At 45.7% G+C, this 19391-nt stretch carries 13 protein-coding genes; 6 read left to right on the plus strand and 7 right to left on the minus strand.

The window, feature by feature from the left end; translation table 11 throughout:
* The first annotated feature begins 290 nt into the window (after positions 1-290).
* Positions 291-3206 carry an alkaline phosphatase family protein gene (locus L3V35_RS05440; RefSeq protein WP_237298762.1) on the plus strand — a complete coding sequence of 972 codons (2916 nt, stop codon included), beginning with the start codon at positions 291-293 and terminating at the stop codon, positions 3204-3206.
* A gap of 44 nt (positions 3207-3250) precedes the next feature.
* Here the strand turns inward: L3V35_RS05440 and L3V35_RS05445 are convergent, their stop codons facing one another.
* The 4 genes from L3V35_RS05445 to L3V35_RS05460 all read right to left on the minus strand — a co-directional run bounded on the left by L3V35_RS05445 (position 3251) and on the right by L3V35_RS05460 (position 6782).
* The gene (locus tag L3V35_RS05445) at positions 3251-3775 is read right to left on the minus strand and encodes a GNAT family N-acetyltransferase (RefSeq protein WP_237298764.1); all 525 of its coding nucleotides are present in this window, start codon (positions 3773-3775) and stop codon (positions 3251-3253) included.
* 96 nt (positions 3776-3871) lie between these two features.
* Entirely contained in the window at positions 3872-4129 is a 258-nt protein-coding gene (locus L3V35_RS05450) for a YdcH family protein (RefSeq protein WP_010432560.1), read from the minus strand.
* A gap of 201 nt (positions 4130-4330) precedes the next feature.
* The gene (locus tag L3V35_RS05455) at positions 4331-5320 is read right to left on the minus strand and encodes a rhodanese-related sulfurtransferase (protein WP_135381938.1); all 990 of its coding nucleotides are present in this window, start codon (positions 5318-5320) and stop codon (positions 4331-4333) included.
* A gap of 313 nt (positions 5321-5633) precedes the next feature.
* Positions 5634-6782 carry a PLP-dependent aminotransferase family protein gene (locus tag L3V35_RS05460; RefSeq protein WP_237298766.1) on the minus strand — a complete coding sequence of 383 codons (1149 nt, stop codon included), beginning with the start codon at positions 6780-6782 and terminating at the stop codon, positions 5634-5636.
* A gap of 115 nt (positions 6783-6897) precedes the next feature.
* On the opposite strand from L3V35_RS05460, the gene L3V35_RS05465 reads away from it, so the two are divergent.
* Positions 6898-7767: a helix-turn-helix domain-containing protein gene (locus L3V35_RS05465; protein WP_017085035.1), complete on the plus strand. Its 870-nt coding sequence runs from the start codon at positions 6898-6900 to the stop codon at positions 7765-7767.
* A 24-nt stretch (positions 7768-7791) separates the two neighbouring features.
* A complete protein-coding gene (locus tag L3V35_RS05470; RefSeq protein ID WP_017075321.1) occupies positions 7792-8034 on the plus strand; it encodes a hypothetical protein in 243 nt (80 codons plus the stop codon).
* A gap of 139 nt (positions 8035-8173) precedes the next feature.
* On the opposite strand, the gene L3V35_RS05475 is transcribed toward L3V35_RS05470, so the two are convergent.
* The 3 genes from L3V35_RS05475 to L3V35_RS05485 all read right to left on the minus strand — a co-directional run bounded on the left by L3V35_RS05475 (position 8174) and on the right by L3V35_RS05485 (position 14247).
* Positions 8174-11029: an FAD-binding and (Fe-S)-binding domain-containing protein gene (locus L3V35_RS05475; RefSeq protein ID WP_237298768.1), complete on the minus strand. Its 2856-nt coding sequence runs from the start codon at positions 11027-11029 to the stop codon at positions 8174-8176.
* A gap of 167 nt (positions 11030-11196) precedes the next feature.
* The gene (gene lldD / locus L3V35_RS05480; RefSeq protein ID WP_237298770.1) at positions 11197-12336 is read right to left on the minus strand and encodes an FMN-dependent L-lactate dehydrogenase LldD; all 1140 of its coding nucleotides are present in this window, start codon (positions 12334-12336) and stop codon (positions 11197-11199) included.
* 204 nt (positions 12337-12540) lie between these two features.
* On the minus strand, positions 12541-14247 hold the full coding sequence (locus tag L3V35_RS05485) for an L-lactate permease (RefSeq protein WP_237298772.1): 1707 nt from the start codon (positions 14245-14247) through the stop codon (positions 12541-12543).
* A 247-nt stretch (positions 14248-14494) separates the two neighbouring features.
* On the opposite strand from L3V35_RS05485, the gene L3V35_RS05490 reads away from it, so the two are divergent.
* The 3 genes from L3V35_RS05490 (at position 14495) to L3V35_RS05500 (ending at position 19198) form a co-directional block, all read left to right on the plus strand.
* Positions 14495-15412 (plus strand): LysR family transcriptional regulator, encoded by a 918-nt coding sequence (locus L3V35_RS05490; RefSeq protein WP_017075317.1) that lies wholly within the window; start codon positions 14495-14497, stop codon positions 15410-15412.
* 11 nt (positions 15413-15423) lie between these two features.
* Positions 15424-17484 (plus strand): prolyl oligopeptidase family serine peptidase, encoded by a 2061-nt coding sequence (locus L3V35_RS05495; RefSeq protein ID WP_237298774.1) that lies wholly within the window; start codon positions 15424-15426, stop codon positions 17482-17484.
* A gap of 373 nt (positions 17485-17857) precedes the next feature.
* The gene (locus L3V35_RS05500; RefSeq protein ID WP_171310982.1) at positions 17858-19198 is read left to right on the plus strand and encodes a carbohydrate porin; all 1341 of its coding nucleotides are present in this window, start codon (positions 17858-17860) and stop codon (positions 19196-19198) included.
* The last annotated feature ends 193 nt before the right edge of the window (positions 19199-19391 follow it).

Here is a 19391-nt window from a genome sequence, read left to right on the forward strand (position 1 = left end):
AATGTATCAAAACGGTATGTGGCAGAAATAGCAGGAGTGTTTATTCTAGAGACATATCTAATTAGCTGAGTTATATATGCGAGTGATATCTATGGTGAATGTTTAGTGTTTGTAATTGATGTTCCTGTCAATTGTAGGTTGGCTAAGTGATTGTTATTTATAGATGTATATGTATTTTATAGGTATTGGTTGTCTGTATAACCTTTAGAGATGGCCGTAGGTTGACTAATCAGTTGAAACTGAAACAATAAGTCGTATTTATAGAAGTGTGTTGATCTAAAGGAAATTTGATGAGCTCTTATTCTCACGTTCGCAGTTACGCCAGTTTATTCAGTGTCTTATCGTTGGCGGTTGCGTCAGGTCCGAGTGCCGCTGATATATCAACAACGCCCGTCATTGGTGGCGTGTTTAGCTCCAGTGAAGTGTTGAAAAATCAGGTGCTTTTAAGCCTAAGTTACTCTGCCAAACTCACTCGTGATGCAGCTCTTTTCACGATTGGTGGAGTTACATTAGATGCGTATATTCTCGCTCTCCCTTTAGATGTCAAAACAAAAGCCAGAGTCGTTGCTCAGTTATCTAACCCGACGTACTCAATTCCTCTGGGTTATTTTCTCTATAGTTATTACGACCGCTATTCAGGCTTGGGCAGTGAAGATGTATTCAAATCTTACTTGTCGACGGTTTATGATGAGCAGGCGCTAAAGGGCTTTGAACATAGCCTTTATCATGTTGGAGATAAGCCAACCACTGAGCATCACGAGCCAGATACCTCGACTGAAGCAACGGGACATCATGAAGGCATTCGTATCGATGAACACTTCATTGCCAACATGGTGGTTATCTACGATGCGTTATTCGAAATTGGTGTTTGGCAGGATATGGACACGCTCCCTGCGAATTACACATACTTAACCAATAGCCCTGAAGATCTAGCGATCATCGCTCAGATTCAACCGATCATCGTTGATTTGATCGGTAAAGCGGCATTGGGAATGGATGAAGGTGATATGAAGTCTGCAATGTTGGCGATTGCAGAAGATGGTAAACCAGAAAACGCTGATAAGCCGAATAACAAAGCACAAGCTCTTACCATCACGCTTATTGATTTTGTGCGCTTAAACTTGCTGAAAGCTTACCGACAGTTTGTGTTTAAAGAAGAACGTGCAGCAGCGCTCGATGATTGGATGCAACAAGCGTTCAGTGACCAGCCTGATGCGCTAATACAATTCTTAGAATCTCAACAGCACAAACGTTTTGCGGTCCAAGTGACCGTCGATGGTTTACAGCAGGGGTTGATCGAAGGCTTGGTCGATGAAGATTCACCTTTCATTTCGGTTGCTTACCAAAATCATAAAAACCGAACGCAATACAAACCTAAGTTAGAAACGGTGATTGAGCCTGAGCATCAACAACAGGTGAGGTTCATGGAAGTTCTGTCTGAACAAACCTACCGTGATCCGAATTATCTTCCGTTCTTCAAAAAACTCTATCAAGAGAATCGAAATAATATAAGCCGAGTAGGTATCTCTTCTACTCCGACAATCAGTGTACGCAACCTACCGATCATTAAAACGGGCGCGAAAGTATCGGGGCAAGGTGGTACGGGTATCCCTAATTTCCACTTTGTTGACCGAGAGATCGACCGAGCTTATTACTTCTTTGGTAATGATGCCCTGCAGCTGGATGTGTTGATGGCAAACAACAAGGTGCAAACCATGTTTGATCGCCTTGATTACCTAAAAACGCTGAACTGCAACGCCCAATACGATTGGAATGCTCATACCACTTACGATGGGCTAGTAAACCTAGGCTTGGGTGAGTCACTGCGTGATTATGGTGAAAAACGTTGCGTTAAAGAGCTTCAAGAACGTTCAGAAGTCGAAGTGGTTTTGCAAGAAAAGCGTCAAGCCTTGATTGAAGATATTGAAGCGTATCAGTCTATATCTGGCTTTGATTTTTTCACTAAGTTTTCAAAGAGAGCTCAGGTTAAACAGTCGATCACTCAGTTTGCCGAGTTAGATGGAAAAGGGATGCCAGACTACACCTTGGTTTATAACCCATGGCCGGATCACTTCGCGCACTTTACCGGTCCTTTTAGTGACGAAATTCTGATGCCTACTGGAGAGCTTAACCGACTGGACTATTGGATTCGCCAGATTGAAGCGACCTACCGCAGTGCAGGCGTTTACGATAAAACGCTATGGGGCATGGCTGGGGATCATGGTTTAACGCCGGTGTTCTACGCGCTCAATCCCGAAAAGCAGGTATTTGAAGGCTTACAAGCAGAGCTAGAGTATCCAATTGTGGTTAAGAAGATATCTTCAGACGAGGGTGAAGGGCCTAAAATCACCAATGCTCTAAGCTACCCAAGCTCGAAGGAATTGGATGTGGTGGTCGCCTCGACTGCCGGTGGTAACTTCATGATGGACTTCTTTAATTCGGCTCAAGGTTGGCAGGTTCAGCCGGTTTACCAAGAACTCACGCAGTGGTCTCCGATTGCAGCGCCAGCTGGTCAGAACATAGACATCGTTAATCAGATAGCGCAACGCTTGCCTGAAAGTCTTGATTATATGGTCGTAAGAGAAAGCACATGTGACCAACAACGTTGTGCGGTTCGTGTGATTGGTAACCGAGATTTAAAACGAGTCGACGAATTAATTACCCGCGAAGGTGACAAGCTTTTCTATGAGTCATTGGAAGACAACCGAGCGCCGATTTTGCTCAATACGCAAAGGTTAAATCCATACCTAGCATCACCAAGCGAAGCTGATTTTTCACAATATTCTCAATTGGTAGAAAAGTGTATTAACCGAGCGGTTAAAGCGGATGTGACAACGTGGTGTAGCAGTGCTGAGTGGACTTCATTAACGCAACCAACACCTCGACCAGATTCAGTGAATCAACTGGCTAATATCTACCTTGAAGATAGGGCTGGCACGGTTAACTTGTTCCCTAAAGCGGGAATTGGCTACAACACCAAGGTACCGGGGCGTCATGCTGGTGAGGATTACTTAGAGAAAGATGCTTTCATCGGATTCTGGGGAGCGCCAATTGGCGATAACTCTCAGCAACTGAAAATCGAAGCTAACGGATCTTTAGCGCCAACGCTGTTTGAGTATTTGACCGGAGAACCTGTGGTCGAAGGCGAGAACGGTTGGGGCTTTCCGTCGTTGATTGAGAAGTTAGATATTTCAAGCGCGCGCTAAAGTAAACGCTCTCTACCTACTCGCTATCTGTATTTTCTCTATGGTTAGGGAGACTGAGAGTTAGCTAGGTTGAGAGCCATCCCCACAAAATCTTTATCACTGTCATCAATAACCTGATAGCCAAGTGACTGATAAAAGCGAATGGCGCGAGTGTTACTTCTAAAGCTCGATAGCGTGACTTGCTCACGTCGCTCTTTCGTGGCGCTCTTATGTATGAGGAACATGACTTTTTTACCAAGAGACTGATCTTGGTATTGATGGGAAATTATCAGAAGGTGAACATGGTATGCGTTGTCATAAGGCTTAAAACACACAAGCCCAACCCTTTGTTTTTCTAGGTATACCCAATGAAACCAAGAGGGATGGTAATCGTTTAAAAGTCGTTGACGTTGGAAGTCGTCATCCCATCCGAAAACGTTATCTACGTGTATGAAAAGCCCTTGTTTAATACACGTAAACAGTTCTTCGAATTCAGAATTTGAAACGAGCTGGAATTGTATATTCTCTTCTTCTATTACCACTCTGATTGCTTCCTTATCAAACGCCTTTGAGTAAGCAAACAGTAACATAATTGAAGAAGCCGAATTAGCTTAGACTTGCGATGTGATAAAACCAAAAAGCCATGCGTGATGCATGGCTTAGAATAAAGTCTTGGATTGATTTTTCTATACGATCTTAAGTGCGTGGTGGCGCGTGAGCTGTTTGTGTAGCGAGTCTTTTAGCGCCATGCGTTCTACTTTGAGGTTGTGCATGCTGTCGTCATCGATAGGGCTGCCAGAGATTTCTAGCTGACGGATGTCGTAGTCGAGTTGGTGGTATTTTTGCATGTCTGCTTTGAATTTTTCGTCGTCGTGGTTGAGCTGAACAATGTCTAATTTAAGATCTGGGAAATCTAAGATAAAGGCATGGTTTTCATTGAGCATTGGCACTTCCTCTCTAGTCGAATTATTAACAGTATAGAAGCAATTTATCGAAAGAAATGTGGTTCAAAACACAAAGCCGTAAAGCGATCAAAAAAGGGCGCAAACTCGAAGAATCATCTTCGAACTTACGCCCTTTTGTATGTATATAGCTAACTATTTGTCGTTACATGTTTAGAACTATGTGTGTTGAAAGCAGAAAGCTTACTTCGCTTTCTTACCAGAACGTTGCTGCTCTTTGTGTGCTAGCTTTTCTTTCTTACGTTGATCGATAAGGTGAGCAGCATCGCCACCTACGTGGGTTTCGCCACGAGCATTCGACAGTTGAACTTGCTTTTCACGTTCACGGAAACGCGCTTTCTGCTCGTCGCTGTGCTTATCAATACACTTAGGGCAGCTTACGCCTTTCTCGAAGTGCTCAGACGCTTTGTCTTCGTCAGTGATTGGCAGACGACACGCGTTACACACATCGTAGCCGCTCTTTTCTAGCTGGTGGTTAACTGCAACACGACCGTCAAATACGTAGCAGTCGCCTTCCCACATGCTCTCTTCTTCTGGTACTTCTTCTAAGTACTTAAGAATGCCGCCTTCAAGGTGATATACCTCATCAAAGCCTTGCTCTTTCATGTAGGCCGTTGATTTTTCGCAACGAATACCGCCAGTACAGAACATCGCGACTTTCTTGTGCTTCTTAGGATCAAGATTTTCTTCAACGTACTGAGGGAATTCACGGAAGGTTTCTGTGTTTGGATTTACAGCATTTTTGAATGTACCGATATCGACTTCGTAGTCGTTACGAGTATCAACCAGAATTACATCAGGATCAGAAATCAGCGCGTTCCACTCGTTTGGTTTCACGTAAGTGCCGACAACGTGGCGTGGGTCGATACCCTCAACGCCCATGGTTACGATCTCTTTCTTAAGCTTCACCTTGGTGCGGTTGAATGGTTGTTCTTCGTTGAACGACTCTTTGTAAACAACATCAGCCAAACGAGAATCTTGTTTGAACCATTTAAGAAGAGCGTCGATCGATTCGCGCTTACCTGCAACGGTGCCGTTGATACCTTCACTCGCAAGTAGCAAAGTACCGCGGATTTGGTTGGCTTCTAACACGTCAGTGAGTGGCTGGCGAATTTCTTGGTAATCATCAAGTGCTACGAATTTATACAGAGCACATACAACATATTGAGACATGGTTTTTCCTTTCTGCGAGCTGGAACGTAAATCCAGAGCGTTGCCTTTTATGATACAGACTGAGTTTAATTCACTCAGGTTTGCCCATATTGGCTTATTAAAATCCGCCGCAGTATAACCAAGCCAAGGAAGGACAAAAACCAACCAAAAGTAGGGATATTTATCACCTCTATTTATGTGGTTTATGGGCTAAGAAATGCAATGGAACCGTTTTATCTGGTTCGAATTACAACACGCATTCCCAAACCCAAAAGGCCCTGCTGTAAAACGACAACAGGGCCTTAGTATTGAATCTTTCTGACTTAACCAGCGATTACGCTTGGTTAAGTACTTCCGCTAAGCGCTTTACCGCTTCGGTTAATTCTTCTGGGTTGGCGTTGGTGAAGTTCAAGCGCAGTGCGGCTTTTGCTTCATCTGCCTTTGGATAGAAGACAGGGCTTGGTACTACCGCTACGCCATTCGATAGCAGAGTTTTAGCCAGTTCAAAAGTGTCGCACTCTGGGATCTCAACCCAAATGAACATCCCGCCGTCTACGGCTTTTAACACGCAATCTGCAGGCAGTTGTTTTTCTAGCTCTGAAAACAGAACCTCATAACGAGACTTGTAAAGTGTGCGAATGTTTTCCATATGTACGTTGAAGTCTTCATGCTTTAGAAGACCAACAAGCAGCGCTTGCATGGGTACACTTGAGTGCAAGTCAGCGCCTTGCTTCACTTTGATCAGTGGCTCAAGGTAGCTGCGTTTGCCTGTTACCGCGCCAATACGTAGACCTGGCGATGCAATCTTAGAGAATGAACGAAGAACGATAGAGTTGTCAGGGCAGAACGAAGAAACCAACGGCAGTTCTGTTCCTGTGAAACGTAGCTCACGGTATGGCGCATCTTCAATGAAGGCCACGTTGTATTTGATACACAGCTCAGCCACTTTCTGGCGAGTTTCTGTTGCCCAGCACACACCTGTTGGGTTATGGAAATCAGGCACGGCGTAGAACATTTTCGGTGATTGCTCGGCAAAGCACGTCTCTAGTTCATCTAGATTTGGCCCAAATTCTGTTTGAGACACAGTCACAATGTTTGCTTGAACTAAGCCAAACACTTGCATCGCGCCTAGGTAGCTTGGCGCTTCCATCACAACCACATCACCCGGGTCAACATACGCACGCGCAATCAAATCCAAACCTTGCTGAGAACCTGTACAGATCATGGCCGTGTGAGATTCTGGCAATTGGTAGCTTTGTGTTAGGTGATCAAGCAACGGGCCATAACCGGCGGTCGAACCGTATTGGAAAACTTCAGGCATGTTCGCTAGGTTTTCTAGCGTAGGCTTCATTAAATCGATAGGGAATGTTTTCGCATCGGGTAAACCACCGGCCAACGAAATAACATTTGGATCGCTTGCGGCTGCGAGGATCTCTCGAATGTATGAAGATTGAATCTGTTGTAATGACTGTGCGATTTCCATGTGTTGTGTCTCGTCGTTTATCGTTTTTATTCTATCGCTTGATATTACACGGCAATTGTAAAAACTGGCGTGTCCGTTTATGCTCTTAAACATGTCCATTTATGCTATTTGAACGATGTCACGACAACACATATCCCGAATCAATGATGTTTTGTTCCATATTCACCAAGACATCAGCCAACCTTTGTCGGCAAAAGCGCTCTCTGAGATTGCTGCGTATTCAGAGCAACACTTTCATCGCACGTTCAAAAGTGTGGTTGGGGAGTCGCTACATCAGTACATTCGACGCACTCGAATGGAGTATGCGGCCAATCAATTAATGTTCGATACCAGCTCGTCTGTGGTTGAGATCGCCCATAAATGTGGCTTTAGCTCTGTGTCTTCGTTTAGCCGAGCATTTAAAGCGACTTTTAATATGTCGCCCGGAGAATGGCGCAAGCATGATTTACAGATTGCAGAAAAACCTTACCTGAAAGATCCCGAAGTGGCGGCAGGCTATTTGAATGTGTCACAGCGGGAGTTGCCTGAACCTAAAATTGTTGAAGTATCAGACCGAATGGCAGCTTATGTTCGACATACTGGCTATAACCGATCCATTCGCAATGCTTGGTTGATATTGAAAGCGTGGGCGAACTCGGAACAGCGTGATTTTTCGAGCCAATTTGGTTTGCATCACTCAAACCCTGCTTGGGTTGAAATGGATCAGTGTCGCTATGTAGCCTGTATCGCGATTGATGAGCCGATTAAGTATCGAAGTGTGGTTAACCAAATGGTGATTCCAGGCGGTTTGCATGCGGTGTTTCGACTTAATGGTCGTTATGGTGAGCTGCTACCACAGATCAGTATGGTATTGGAAAAATGGTTACCGGCTTCTGGTTTCAAACAGCGTTCGACTCCTGCGTATGTGCATTATCATCGGAACCATTTTCTTAATAGTGATGAAGTATTTGAGCTTGATTTCTACCTCCCTGTGAGTTTTTATTAGTAACCCCATTGTTGAGGAATAATTATGTATCTTGTTTTGTATTGCCACAATATTGGTATGACCGACTTTTCCTTCTTTGAAACGGAAGATTTTGACAAAGAAGATGGCTATATCGTGCGAGGTAAATGGCCGAATGAGAAAGCGTTTCGTGATTACTTAACCAAAGAGTTTGGTGACATGAGTGAGTTCCAAGTGATCGACTTAATCGCCAAAGGTGCAGAAGCAGAACATTACTTGCCAGAAGAGTTGATGCGCTTAGCTTTGTAATATCTAGTTTAATAACGGTTAGCTCATCGGCATCGAGTTAAGTAGCATCTTTCGAACAAACGAATAAAGAAATGGCAGCCTGATTGGGCTGCCATTTTCGTTTTAAGTTAGAGCAAATTACTCTGTATCAAGAGTGAAGCTACTGCGCCACCTCGTCCACCAAGTACAAGATTGATTGATACGGAATGCCACTGTGATGCGACAAACCGATCTCACAGGTTCGGCTGTTACTGAAACCACGAGTACAGTTGCTCGGTACTTGTTCTTTGAGTGGGTGTACCGCAGCCTCGTTCAGCTCTGGCGTAGTAAAACCTTTATCACCCGCCCAACCACAACACTGAATATGTTCAGGAACAATCACCTCTTCGGTACAGGCTTTAGCAAGGCTCAACATCGCGCCTTCTAAGCCCATTCGACGAGAGCTACACGTGACATGCAGCATCACGGTTTCTTGCAGTGGCTCAAGTGTCAGGTGCTCAAGCAGGTATTGATTAACAAACCCTGTAGGCTCTAATACCTCTAACGGTTTGGTGAATTGCTCAATGCTGCGTTTAGCACACGGACTGGTGTCCATTAATACGGGGTATTCACCCTGACGACTGGCTTGCCACAACACTTCTTCGAGTTGTTGTGCTTTAGATTGAGCTAAATCGGTCATGCCTTTACTGTCGTAAGGCATACCACAACATTGGTCATCCAATTTCTTAGGAAGAATAACTTCGAATCCGGCTTTGTTGAGCAAAGACATGGTCACTTCAGTTAGAGGACGTTGGTCGCCCGCATCGCTTTGTTGTCCCATGGTGCGACTGGCACAAGAAGGCAGGTAAACCACCTTCTTGTGGTTGCTTGAGGATTCTGCCGTCACTGGTGATGGGGTTAGCGAGTGACTGTTGGATTGTGGCATCTCAGGCATCCACACGGGTGTCGCGCCTTTAGTCATTGAGCGCAAGCCATTGGTTAGCTTGCCTACGGTATTTGCGCCTAAAATCTTACTCGCCACTTGATTGGTTTTGAGGCCAGCCTTGGTTAGTTTAGTGGTGGTCGAGAAATGATCCGCTGTCCACTTCGCGATTGGCGTAAATTTCTCGTACTTGGCGATACGAAGCTTCTTAATTAAGTCGCCAGTGTTGATTCCTACTGGGCAGCGCTCGGCACACAGGCCAGTTGCGGCGCAGGTATCGATACCTTGGTATTCAAAGGTTTTCTCTAGCTCACTTGCTTCTATCTCTTCACCTGCGGCACGGCGGCGTTGTAGCTCTCGGTACAGCACGATACGTTGGCGTGGCGATAGGGTTAAGGTACGAGACGGACAAACAGGCTCACAGAAGCCACACTCAATACAGCGATCGACAAGGTCGTCAGCAGCAGGCATTGGCTTCAAATTCGTGATGTGTGAATTCGGGTTGTCGTTAATAATAACGCCGGGGTTGAGCAGTCTTTCTGGGTCAAACAGCGCTTTGATCTGTTGCATCAAGGCGTAGCCATCTTTGCCCCATTCCAACTCCACATAAGGCGCCATGTTACGACCTGTACCATGCTCTGCTTTCAGAGAACCTTGGTATTTCACCGCAACCAGTTCGGCAACGTCATCCATGAAACCGCCATAGCGATCGATTTCTGTTTGGCTGTCGAAGCCTTGAGTAAACACAAAGTGTAAGTTGCCTTCTAAGGCGTGACCAAAAATGATCGCTTCGCTGTACTCGTATTTATCGAACAACTCTTGCAGCTCTCGAATACCATTAGCAAGGTTTTCGACAGGGAAGGCTACGTCTTCGATGATAACGGTCGTGCCAACTTCACGTACTGCGCCAACCGCTGGGAACATGCCTTTTCGGATGCCCCATAGGGTTGCGACTGTCTTTGGATTGGAAGTGAAAGGGACCGATTCAACAATCGTGTATTCAGTCAATGCGTCCAAAATTGATTTACATTGTAAATCTAAGTCCTGCTGGGAGCTGGCGTGTGATTCAACCAAAATAGCCGCGGCTTCTAAATCCAAGCTTGGCATAAATGCAGGCATACCCGGTTTATCAGCTACTGAACGTAGTGCTCTGCCATCCATCAATTCAACGGCAGCAACGGGTGTTTTTGATAGCGTAGTAACGGCTTTACTTGCTTGTTCGATGTCGGCAAACACCAACAGGGCCGAAGCTTTGTTTGGGTGTTCGATAACCGTGTTGTAGGTAATCTCAGCAATGAAACCTAGCGTGCCTTCTGAGCCAATCATCAAGTGTTTGATGATCTCAATTGGATCGTGGTAATCAACCAAAGCATTCAGAGCGTAGCCAGTGGTGTTTTTGAGGCGGTATTTGTGGCGGATTCTGTCTGCAAGTTCTTGGTTTGAAGCTGTCTGTTGATGTAATTCAACAATGCCTTCAAACAATTCTTTGTGCGATTGCTTGAATGCCTCAACACTTGCGTTGTCAGCCGTATCAAGCAGGGAGCCATCACTCAATACGATTTTCATGCTCTCGACGGTGCGATACGAGTTTTGCGCAGTACCACAACACATGCCACTGGCGTTGTTCGCCGCAATACCACCGATTTTACAGGTATTGATTGAGGCTGGGTCTGGGCCGATTTTACGTTGGAAAGGGGCAAGGTATTTGTTGGCATCTGCGCCAATCACACCTGGTTGCAGGATGATCTGATTGCCGTTATCTACGATTTCATGACCACGCCAGTCGTCGGTTAGGGTGATGAGTACCGAGTCTGAAACCGCTTGTCCTGACAGGCTGGTGCCCGCGGCGCGAAAGGTAAAATGAATACCGAGTTCACGGCAACTTTGAATGGTGAATATGACTTCGTCTAAGTTCTTGAGCCTTAGAACCATTTTCGGCACCAAGCGATAAAAACTCGCATCGGTGCCGTAAGCCAAGCGCTTTGCCTCTTGAGTGACAATGCGTTCTGTTTCTATTTTTTGAGCCAGTATCGCTTCAAGCTGCTGATAAGCTTGTGCGTCTATTACTCGCTCATGGGATGTAGTTGTCTCCATCTTTGCTTCCTTGTGCTTCTTATTTGGCACTGATTTGTTTTTAAACGGTGTCACAACGGCAGTGGAATTGCTGTGACACCGATTGAACTTCAGTCGAAGTAGACCAAAGCATTAGTCCGAATCCGAATCCGAATCCGAATCCGAATCCGAATCTTAGTCGCGGAGGCTTAATCTAGCCCCACCAGAGAATCACGAGTTAAGTCCTTGATTGTCTTGGCGCCAGTTAGAGTCATCGCAACGCGCATTTCTTTGTCGTAAAGGTCGAGTAGGTTCTCAACACCTGCTTGTCCTTGCGCTGCTAACGCGTAGACGAAAGAGCGACCAAGTAGGGTACAGTCTGCGCCCATCGCCATCATACGAGCGACATCTAAGCCAGTACGAATGCCGGAGTCGACCAGAATCTTGGTGTCGCCTTTTACTGCGTCTGCAATTGCAGGTAACGCTTTAGCACTTGATAGAACGCCATCAAGCTGACGACCACCGTGGTTTGAAACTACGATACCGTCTGCGCCAAATCTCACGGCGTCTTTTGCATCTTCTTCATCAAGAATGCCTTTGATGACCATCGGGCCGTCCCAGAAGTCACGGATCCACTCTAGGTCTTTCCATGAAATCGACGGGTCGAAGTTGTCACCCAACCAACCGATGTAGTCTTCCAATTTGGTTGGAGAGCCGCGGTAAGTAGAGATGTTGCCAAGGTCGTGCGGTTTACCCAACAGGCCAACATCAACGGCCCAGCTAGGATGACGCATCGATTGAAATACACGACGAATTGCTGCGTTTGGACCACTCATTCCTGAGTGCATGTCACGGTAGCGAGCGCCAGGTACTGGCATGTCTACAGTAAATACCAGCGTTGTTACGCCTGCCGCTTTGGCACGTTCCAATACGTTCTTCATGAAGCCGCGATCTTTTAGTACGTAAAGTTGGAACCACATTGGGCGCTCAATCTTAGGTGCGACTTCTTCAATCGGGCATACCGATACGGTGGACATGGTAAAAGGGATGCCTTTGTTGTCAGCCGCTTTTGCCGCTTGTACTTCGCCACGTCGTGCGTACATGCCTGTTAGGCCAACCGGAGCTAATGCAATCGGCATCGCTAGCTTTTCGCCAAACAATTCGGTTTCCAAATTTAGGTCCGACATGTCATTAAGTACACGCTGCTTGAGTGCGATCTCTGCAAGATCGGCCGTGTTGCGGCGTAGGGTATGTTCTCCGTAAGAACCGCCGTCAATGTAGTGAAAAAGAAACGGTGGTAATTTTGCTTTTGCTGCGGCGCGGTAATCAGTCGATGCGGATATGATCATAATTTCAGTCCTAAATTCTTGGGATGTTGCCCTTCTATGAGAGCTTGGCTTGGGCTGCTTTAATTCTTAATAAAGTGGCGTTAATACCCGAGGGTGTTGATGTGTTCTAGTATCCATCCCGGAACTCATCAACTGTCTTATTAGACGATGTCGCTGTCGGGGAATTGAGTATTAACGCCAAGTGCTTTGGTAACGACTTATGGTTTACATAAGTGCGTCTGTCATTTTGAATCCGTAGATAACCACTAGGCCGATGATGCCTGTCATTACCAAGTAGTAGAACGTTGGAATGATTGTCTTACGTAGCGTTGCGCCTTCGCGTCCTAACAAGCCTACGGTTGCTGATGCGGCTACTACGTTGTGAATCGCAATCATGTTACCTGCTGCTGCACCAACAGCTTGTAGAGCGACAACCACAGCACTAGAGATCGACAGAGTTTGTGCTACTTCGAATTGGAACTGGCTGAACATCATGTTTGAAACGGTGTTCGAACCTGCAATGAAGGCACCTAGCGCACCCACCGTGGCACTCAACGCTGGGAATGCGCCGCCGACTAGGTCAGCTGCAAAGTTTGCAGTCGTTACCGGCATACTTGCTAAATCAGCGCCGTTCACACCAGAGTTAATGAAGATACGAACCATTGGGATGGTGAACACCAACACAAAGCCAGCGCCTATTAGAGTTTTGCTCGACTCACCAAAGGCTTTAGCCAGTGGCGCTGCGCTGCGTGATTGCATTAGAACAGCAACCAGTGCGACGAATACCAAGATACCGCCAGGTAGATACAGAGGTTGAATCGCTGTACTTACGCCTGTCTCGCCAAGGATGTTGCTGAATGAAAGGCTAACGCTCTTAAGCAGGCCTTTGAACTCAGGGCTCACACGGCTAGCAACGAGAGTGACAGCGAGCAGCACGTAAGGTGCCCATGCCATCGCCATGCTCATTTTTTTATGGCTTTGGTTACCGTTTGAATTTTTGTCATCAAGATCGATCTTCAAAGAACCTAGCCATTCTGCTGGCCACTTGTCTTCGCTCTCAAAATCCCATTTTGATTTAGGTACTAGGAAGCCACGTTTTGCTGCTGTTACAACAATAGCAAGGCCAACCAAACCACCAATCAGCGATGGGAACTCAGCACCGAGGAAAACACCCGTTAGTGCGTAAGGAATGGTGAAAGCGGCACCTGCGAACAGTGCGAATGGCAGGATATCAAGACCTTCAGTCCAGCTTTTGTTCTTACCGAAGAAGCGAGTCAGCATCATCGCCATCAATACAGGAATCATCACACCAACGCAGGCGTGGATGATCGCTACACTTGACGTAATTTGCTGTAGATAAGCGTCCCATGTTGAACCATTTGCAATCAGGCTTTCACCAATGTTGTGCGTATCCAAACCTTTGTTTACGCCAACAATGATAGGTGTACCCACCGCGCCGAATGATACTGGCGTAGATTGAATCATCATACCCATCAGTACCGCGGCTAATGCTGGGAAGCCGATGGCAACCAACAATGGAGCGGCGATTGCAGCGGGTGTACCGAAGCCAGATGCACCTTCAATGAATGAACCAAAACACCAAGCGATGATGATCGCTTGTACACGACGGTCTGCTGATATGTCAGTAAAGCCGTTACGGATGGTGGTGATAGCTCCGGTGTGTTTCAAAGTGTTTAATAAGAAGATGGCGCCAAACACAATCCAGAGAACCGATACGGTAATGCCGAAGCCTTGGAATACTGAAGCCAGCACGCGAGTGCTAGACATATCCCATGCGAATAGGGCGATAGCAACGGTTAATGCAAATGCCACTGGCATCGCTTTTTTTGCAGGCCAGTTCAGGCCAACCAGCAGAATCGCTGCAACAACTATTGGCGAAAAGGCCAATAATGCTAGTAGGGTTTCACTCATGGGTACTTCCTCGTACTTGTTTTCAAACGTTCATGTTTGAAGTGAATAACACGTTATTAGTTTTGTAGGTGTAATCTGAATCTCGAGGATTCAATTGTTGTAATTAGAGTCGCTTTATTTGTAACCGATGTGATTGCAAAAGCTGTTTTTGTAATTGTTTTGTTAATTTGGCGTGAATTTACCCCTTTATTTTTTATTGATATAGGGAAATAATGAAAATAATTAATTCCAAAATTGGCATAATCAGATGCGAGCAGACGATTTGATCCTGTTTTCACAGGTCGTAGAATTGGGCAGTTTTAGTAAGGTTGCAGAGCAAAATAACCTTACAAATTCGGTAGTTAGTAAAAGAATTGCACGTTTAGAAGAAGAGATTGGCGTGCAATTATTGTATCGAACCACGCGTAAATTGACCCTGACCGAGGCAGGTAAGGCAATGCTACATAGCGCCAAAAATGTGAAGCAGGCGGCTCAAGAGGCTATGGACGCAGTTTCAGGCTTTGGTGAAAATGTTAGTGGTCATATCAAAATGTCAGTGCCTACTATCTCGGGAGATTTGATTCTGGCAGACGCTGTGGCCGAGTTTTGTAATATGCACCCAGGTTTAACGGTCGATATGTCTCTTAACAATCGATTTGTCGACTTGGTTGATGATGGTCTCGACTTGGTCATTCGAACCGGCTACTTGGAAGACTCCAGTTTAATCGCTCGTCATATATTGGATTCGCAATGGGTGGTGTGTGCTTCTCCGTCTTATATCGCCAAAAACGGTAAGCCGATGCAGCCCAAAGATTTGGTGGATCACAACTGCCTGCAATACGCTTATCAAACAACGGGCGCTAGTGAGTGGCAATTTCTACATAGTAAAGATGGCTTTACTGATAACGATAAATACATAGTGCGCGTTTCGGGTTCTTTTTCTACCGATAATGCGACGGCATTAAGAAAGGCGGCGTTGGGGGGGCATGGGGTTGCATACGTGCCACGTTGTCTGGTGTATCACGATATTCGTAATGGCCAGCTGGTGGATATCTTCCCTGATTTAGTCGGCAAGAAGCTCGGTATCTATGCGGTGTACCCATTTACTCGTCAACCACCGAACAAGATTAAGTTATTGATTGAACACATCAGAACGCGTTATCTGACGATTTCACATTATTTTTAATAAGGATCACGATGAGCTATTCAAAAGAGTATCAATATCCAGTCACCAACAAACAGATCGTCAGCGATGACTACTTTGGTCAGATAATCGAAGACCCATATCGCTGGTTAGAAGACGACAGAAGTGACGAAACCGCGCAATGGGTGGCGAGTCAAAATGAAGTCACATTCGATTACCTTGCTCAAATCCCGTATCGCACAGAACTGCGAGAGCGATTAGCGAAAGCGCAAGACTACAAAAAGAGCTCACAGCCGTTTGTGCGAGGTGATTACACCTACTTCTATAAGAACGATGGCTTGCAGAATCACAGTATTCTCTATCGTCAGAAAGAAGGTCAGCCGATGGAAGTATTCCTAGATCCGAATACCTTCTCGGAAGATGGCACCACATCATTAGGTTCGGTGTCGTTTTCTAAAGATTACAGCTTAGTGGCGTACAGCATTTCTGAAGGTGGTAGCGATTGGCGTAAGATCTTTGTGATTGATACTGAGACTAAAAAGCAGCTTGAAGCCGAAATCACCGACGCTAAATTTACCGGCATTTCTTGGTTGGGTAATCGTGGCTTTTATTACTCTAGTTACGATAAGCCAGACGGCAGCCTGCTTTCTGCGCGTACCGAACAGCACAAACTTTACTTCCATGAACTGGGCACAGAGCAAGCCAGCGACAAAGTGATTTTTGGTGAAAATAGTACTGAGCAACATCGCTATGTGTCGGGTTACACCACCGAAGACGACCGTTACTTGCTCATCCTAGGTCGAGAGTCGACATCAGGTAACAGACTGTTCTATATCGATTTAGGTTCAGAGGAACAATCACTGAACACGCTGATTGATCATGTTGATAGCGACACGTACCTCATCGATAACCGAGATGAAGTCTTCATTTTATACACTAATCTCGATGCGCCTAATGGCAAGGTGGTGAGCTTTGATACTCGCAGTCAGCAGTGGCTCGATATCATTCCTGAAAAGCCACAGCCGTTAGATATCAGCACTGGCGGTGGTTACTTGTTTGCTCATTACATGGTGGATGTGGTGTCTAAGATTGAGCAGCTGGATTACCAAGGCAATCTGGTTCGTGAAATTCATTTGTCTGGGCTGGGAACGGCCAGTGGCTTGGGTGGTAAAAACGAGCAAACCGAGCTCTATTACACCTTTACCAACTATGTAACGCCGCCAACGATTTTCTCTTTCGATGTCGAAACTGGAAGCTCTGAAATCTACCAACGCTCTGAGTCTCCGTTTGAGTCGGAGCAATTTGAGTCTAAACAAGTCTTCTATACCTCGAAGGATGGTACTCAGGTACCGATGCTTATCTCTTATAAGAAGGGATTAGTGTTAGATGGTAATAATCCAACCATGTTGTACGCTTATGGCGGCTTTAACGTGAGCCTAACGCCTTCCTTCTCGGGTACGGTGGGCAGTTGGTTGGAATTGGGAGGTGTGTATGCAGTGCCGAACTTACGTGGTGGTGGCGAATACGGCAAGGCGTGGCACAAAGCCGGTACACAACAACAAAAACAGAATGTATTTGATGACTTCATTGCTGCTGCCGAGTTCTTAATTGAAGAAAACTACACCAGTAGCGATAAGTTAGCGATCCGCGGCGGTTCTAACGGTGGTTTGTTGGTGGGGGCGTGTATGACACAGAGGCCTGAGTTGTTCCAAGTGGCTTTACCTGCGGTTGGTGTGTTGGACATGTTGCGTTACCACACCTTCACGTCTGGCGAAGGCTGGGCGTACGACTACGGCACGTCAGCGCAGAACAAAGAGATGTTTGAATACCTGCTTGGTTATTCTCCGGTTCATAATGTGGTGCGCGGCGCGGATTACCCTGCGACATTGGTGACGACTGCCGATCACGATGATCGCGTGGTACCGGCTCACTCTTATAAATTCATTGCAGAGCTGCAAGACAAGCATGAAGGTGGCGTGCCAGTGATGATCCGTATTGACGTCAATGCAGGGCATGGGGCAGGTATGCCGTTGAGTAAAGCTATCGACCTCGCTGCTGATATCTACGCATTTACCCTGTTCAATATGAGAATAGAGTCCCTAGATTCATTTTAGTGAATACTTGATTTTAGATAACTGGGTATTTAACTCAGACCAAAAAGCCTCAAAATCTGCCTTAGATTTTGAGGTTTTTCATATATATGAAAACCAATCAAATTCACACCTCGTTCTCTTTGCTTTTCGGCACCCTTTTACGTGATAGCCGCCACCATTACTGATGAAATGAAAGCGATTTCAAGCTGATATTTTACACATTTCCCACTATAACCTGTTGATCTAAAATCAGTAGTTTTCGTCATGGATTTTCTAAAAGTTTCATGGCATTTAAGTTGATTTATCAGTGTGAACAGCGACCAACTTTTCAACTCTTTCATTGCTTAATATTTCCCTGTTCGATGAAAACTCAAAAAAATAATAGGGAAATACAATGCAAAAATTTAAGCTTTTGCCAATAACGGTCGCAGTGGCGGCATCGCTTGCTTCACTCTCTTCTTTTGCTGCTGATACTAATATCGAAGCATTAGAAAAACGAATCCAAGAGTTAGAATCTAAGGTTGTTGAAATTGATTATGTTAACGATCAACAACCCGCGGTTTTAACGGCTGAAACTAAGGTGCCAGATGGCATCGTCTTCTCTGGTTATGCTCGTTACGGCGCTCACTACAAGAGCGGTGATCAGCGTTATGTAGACATAGGTACAACAGGTCGTTCTGTCGGTCGTTTGGGTAACGAAGCTAATGGTGGTGAGGTTCAGCTAGCTAAGCTTTTCCAAGCTGACAATGGCGCTATCTGGGACGTCGTATTCATGGCTGACCACTGGGAAGCAGACGCTTGGGCTGACGACGGCGGCCTAAGCATGAAAAAAATGTACGCAGGTGTAACCAACGTATTTGAAAGCCAACCAGAACTTTATATGTGGGCTGGTCGTGACTTCCATCAACGTCCGCAACAAGGTTTGAACGATTACTTCTGGATGACACACGATGGTCAAGGCGCTGGCTTTAACAACCTAGATTTCGGCGGCGCTAAGCTAGATATGGGCTTTGTTGGCCAAGTGAAAGGCGGCCTCGTAAATGACAATGGTCGATACGCCGTGACAGCGAAGCTACACAGTATTGACGCTGGTATTGGTAATCTGGATTTTTACGCGAACTACGGTTTTGCATCGAGCGAAGCGGATACGTCTACGACGACTGAGTACGTATACGATCCAGTGACAGATTCAATGCAGCCTGTCGTGACCCCAGGTCAAAAAGTCAGTGATGAAACGGCATACCTAGTAGGTGCAACATTAGGCTTGGGTGAGTCTAACAAGTTGGTTGTTAAGTACGGTGACGGTGCAGATTCATCGGTATATGACCTTAAAGGTGATTACCAGACTTTGTATGCAAGTGTTGAGGGTAGCTACGCTGCATCTGAACAGTTCATCATTGATTACTTAGTGTCTTACAAAGACAATTCTGGCTCAGATCTAGACCGTGAGAACACGGAATATGCGGGTATCGTTCGTCCACAGTACCAATGGAATGATGTTCATTCTACTTGGTTAGAAGCAGGCTACGGCATGGTTGATTACGATGACGACGGTGAAGAGAACGCATGGAAAGTCACTCTGTCTCAAAACGTATCACTTGGTGGCTTACCTTGGAGCCGTCCAATGCTTCGCTTCTACACAACCGTGGGCGATGTAGAAACCAAAGGCAACACAGTGAAGACAACCAATGTTGATACATTGTCGTTCGGTGCAATGTTTGAAGCTTGGTGGTAATCACGGGTATAGAACGCACTGCTCTTTGAATTCGGCATATTTTCAAGGAGCCATGTTTTCAAATATCTATGCTTATTAAGAGCACGTAATACTGTCCATTTTAGCCCTAAAGGCAGATTGATTAGGGCACGTTAAATAACTCCATTCTTGGGCACATTTTTTGTGCCCTTTTTTTCGCCACTAGATCAAGGAA

Origin of the sequence: Vibrio sp. L5-1, assembly GCF_021728315.1 — a bacterium.
Taxonomy (GTDB): Bacteria; Pseudomonadota; Gammaproteobacteria; order Enterobacterales; family Vibrionaceae; genus Vibrio; species Vibrio splendidus_K.

Coding starts and splice junctions, on each gene's coding strand:
- L3V35_RS05440 (WP_237298762.1), top strand. CDS start 291: ATGAGCTCTTATTCTCACGTTCGCAGTTACGCCAGTTTATTCAGTGTC.
- L3V35_RS05445 (WP_237298764.1), bottom strand. CDS start 3,775: ATGTTACTGTTTGCTTACTCAAAGGCGTTTGATAAGGAAGCAATCAGA.
- L3V35_RS05450 (WP_010432560.1), bottom strand. CDS start 4,129: ATGCTCAATGAAAACCATGCCTTTATCTTAGATTTCCCAGATCTTAAA.
- L3V35_RS05455 (WP_135381938.1), bottom strand. CDS start 5,320: ATGTCTCAATATGTTGTATGTGCTCTGTATAAATTCGTAGCACTTGAT.
- L3V35_RS05460 (WP_237298766.1), bottom strand. CDS start 6,782: ATGGAAATCGCACAGTCATTACAACAGATTCAATCTTCATACATTCGA.
- L3V35_RS05465 (WP_017085035.1), top strand. CDS start 6,898: ATGTCACGACAACACATATCCCGAATCAATGATGTTTTGTTCCATATT.
- L3V35_RS05470 (WP_017075321.1), top strand. CDS start 7,792: ATGTATCTTGTTTTGTATTGCCACAATATTGGTATGACCGACTTTTCC.
- L3V35_RS05475 (WP_237298768.1), bottom strand. CDS start 11,029: ATGGAGACAACTACATCCCATGAGCGAGTAATAGACGCACAAGCTTAT.
- lldD (WP_237298770.1), bottom strand. CDS start 12,336: ATGATCATATCCGCATCGACTGATTACCGCGCCGCAGCAAAAGCAAAA.
- L3V35_RS05485 (WP_237298772.1), bottom strand. CDS start 14,247: ATGAGTGAAACCCTACTAGCATTATTGGCCTTTTCGCCAATAGTTGTT.
- L3V35_RS05490 (WP_017075317.1), top strand. CDS start 14,495: ATGCGAGCAGACGATTTGATCCTGTTTTCACAGGTCGTAGAATTGGGC.
- L3V35_RS05495 (WP_237298774.1), top strand. CDS start 15,424: ATGAGCTATTCAAAAGAGTATCAATATCCAGTCACCAACAAACAGATC.
- L3V35_RS05500 (WP_171310982.1), top strand. CDS start 17,858: ATGCAAAAATTTAAGCTTTTGCCAATAACGGTCGCAGTGGCGGCATCG.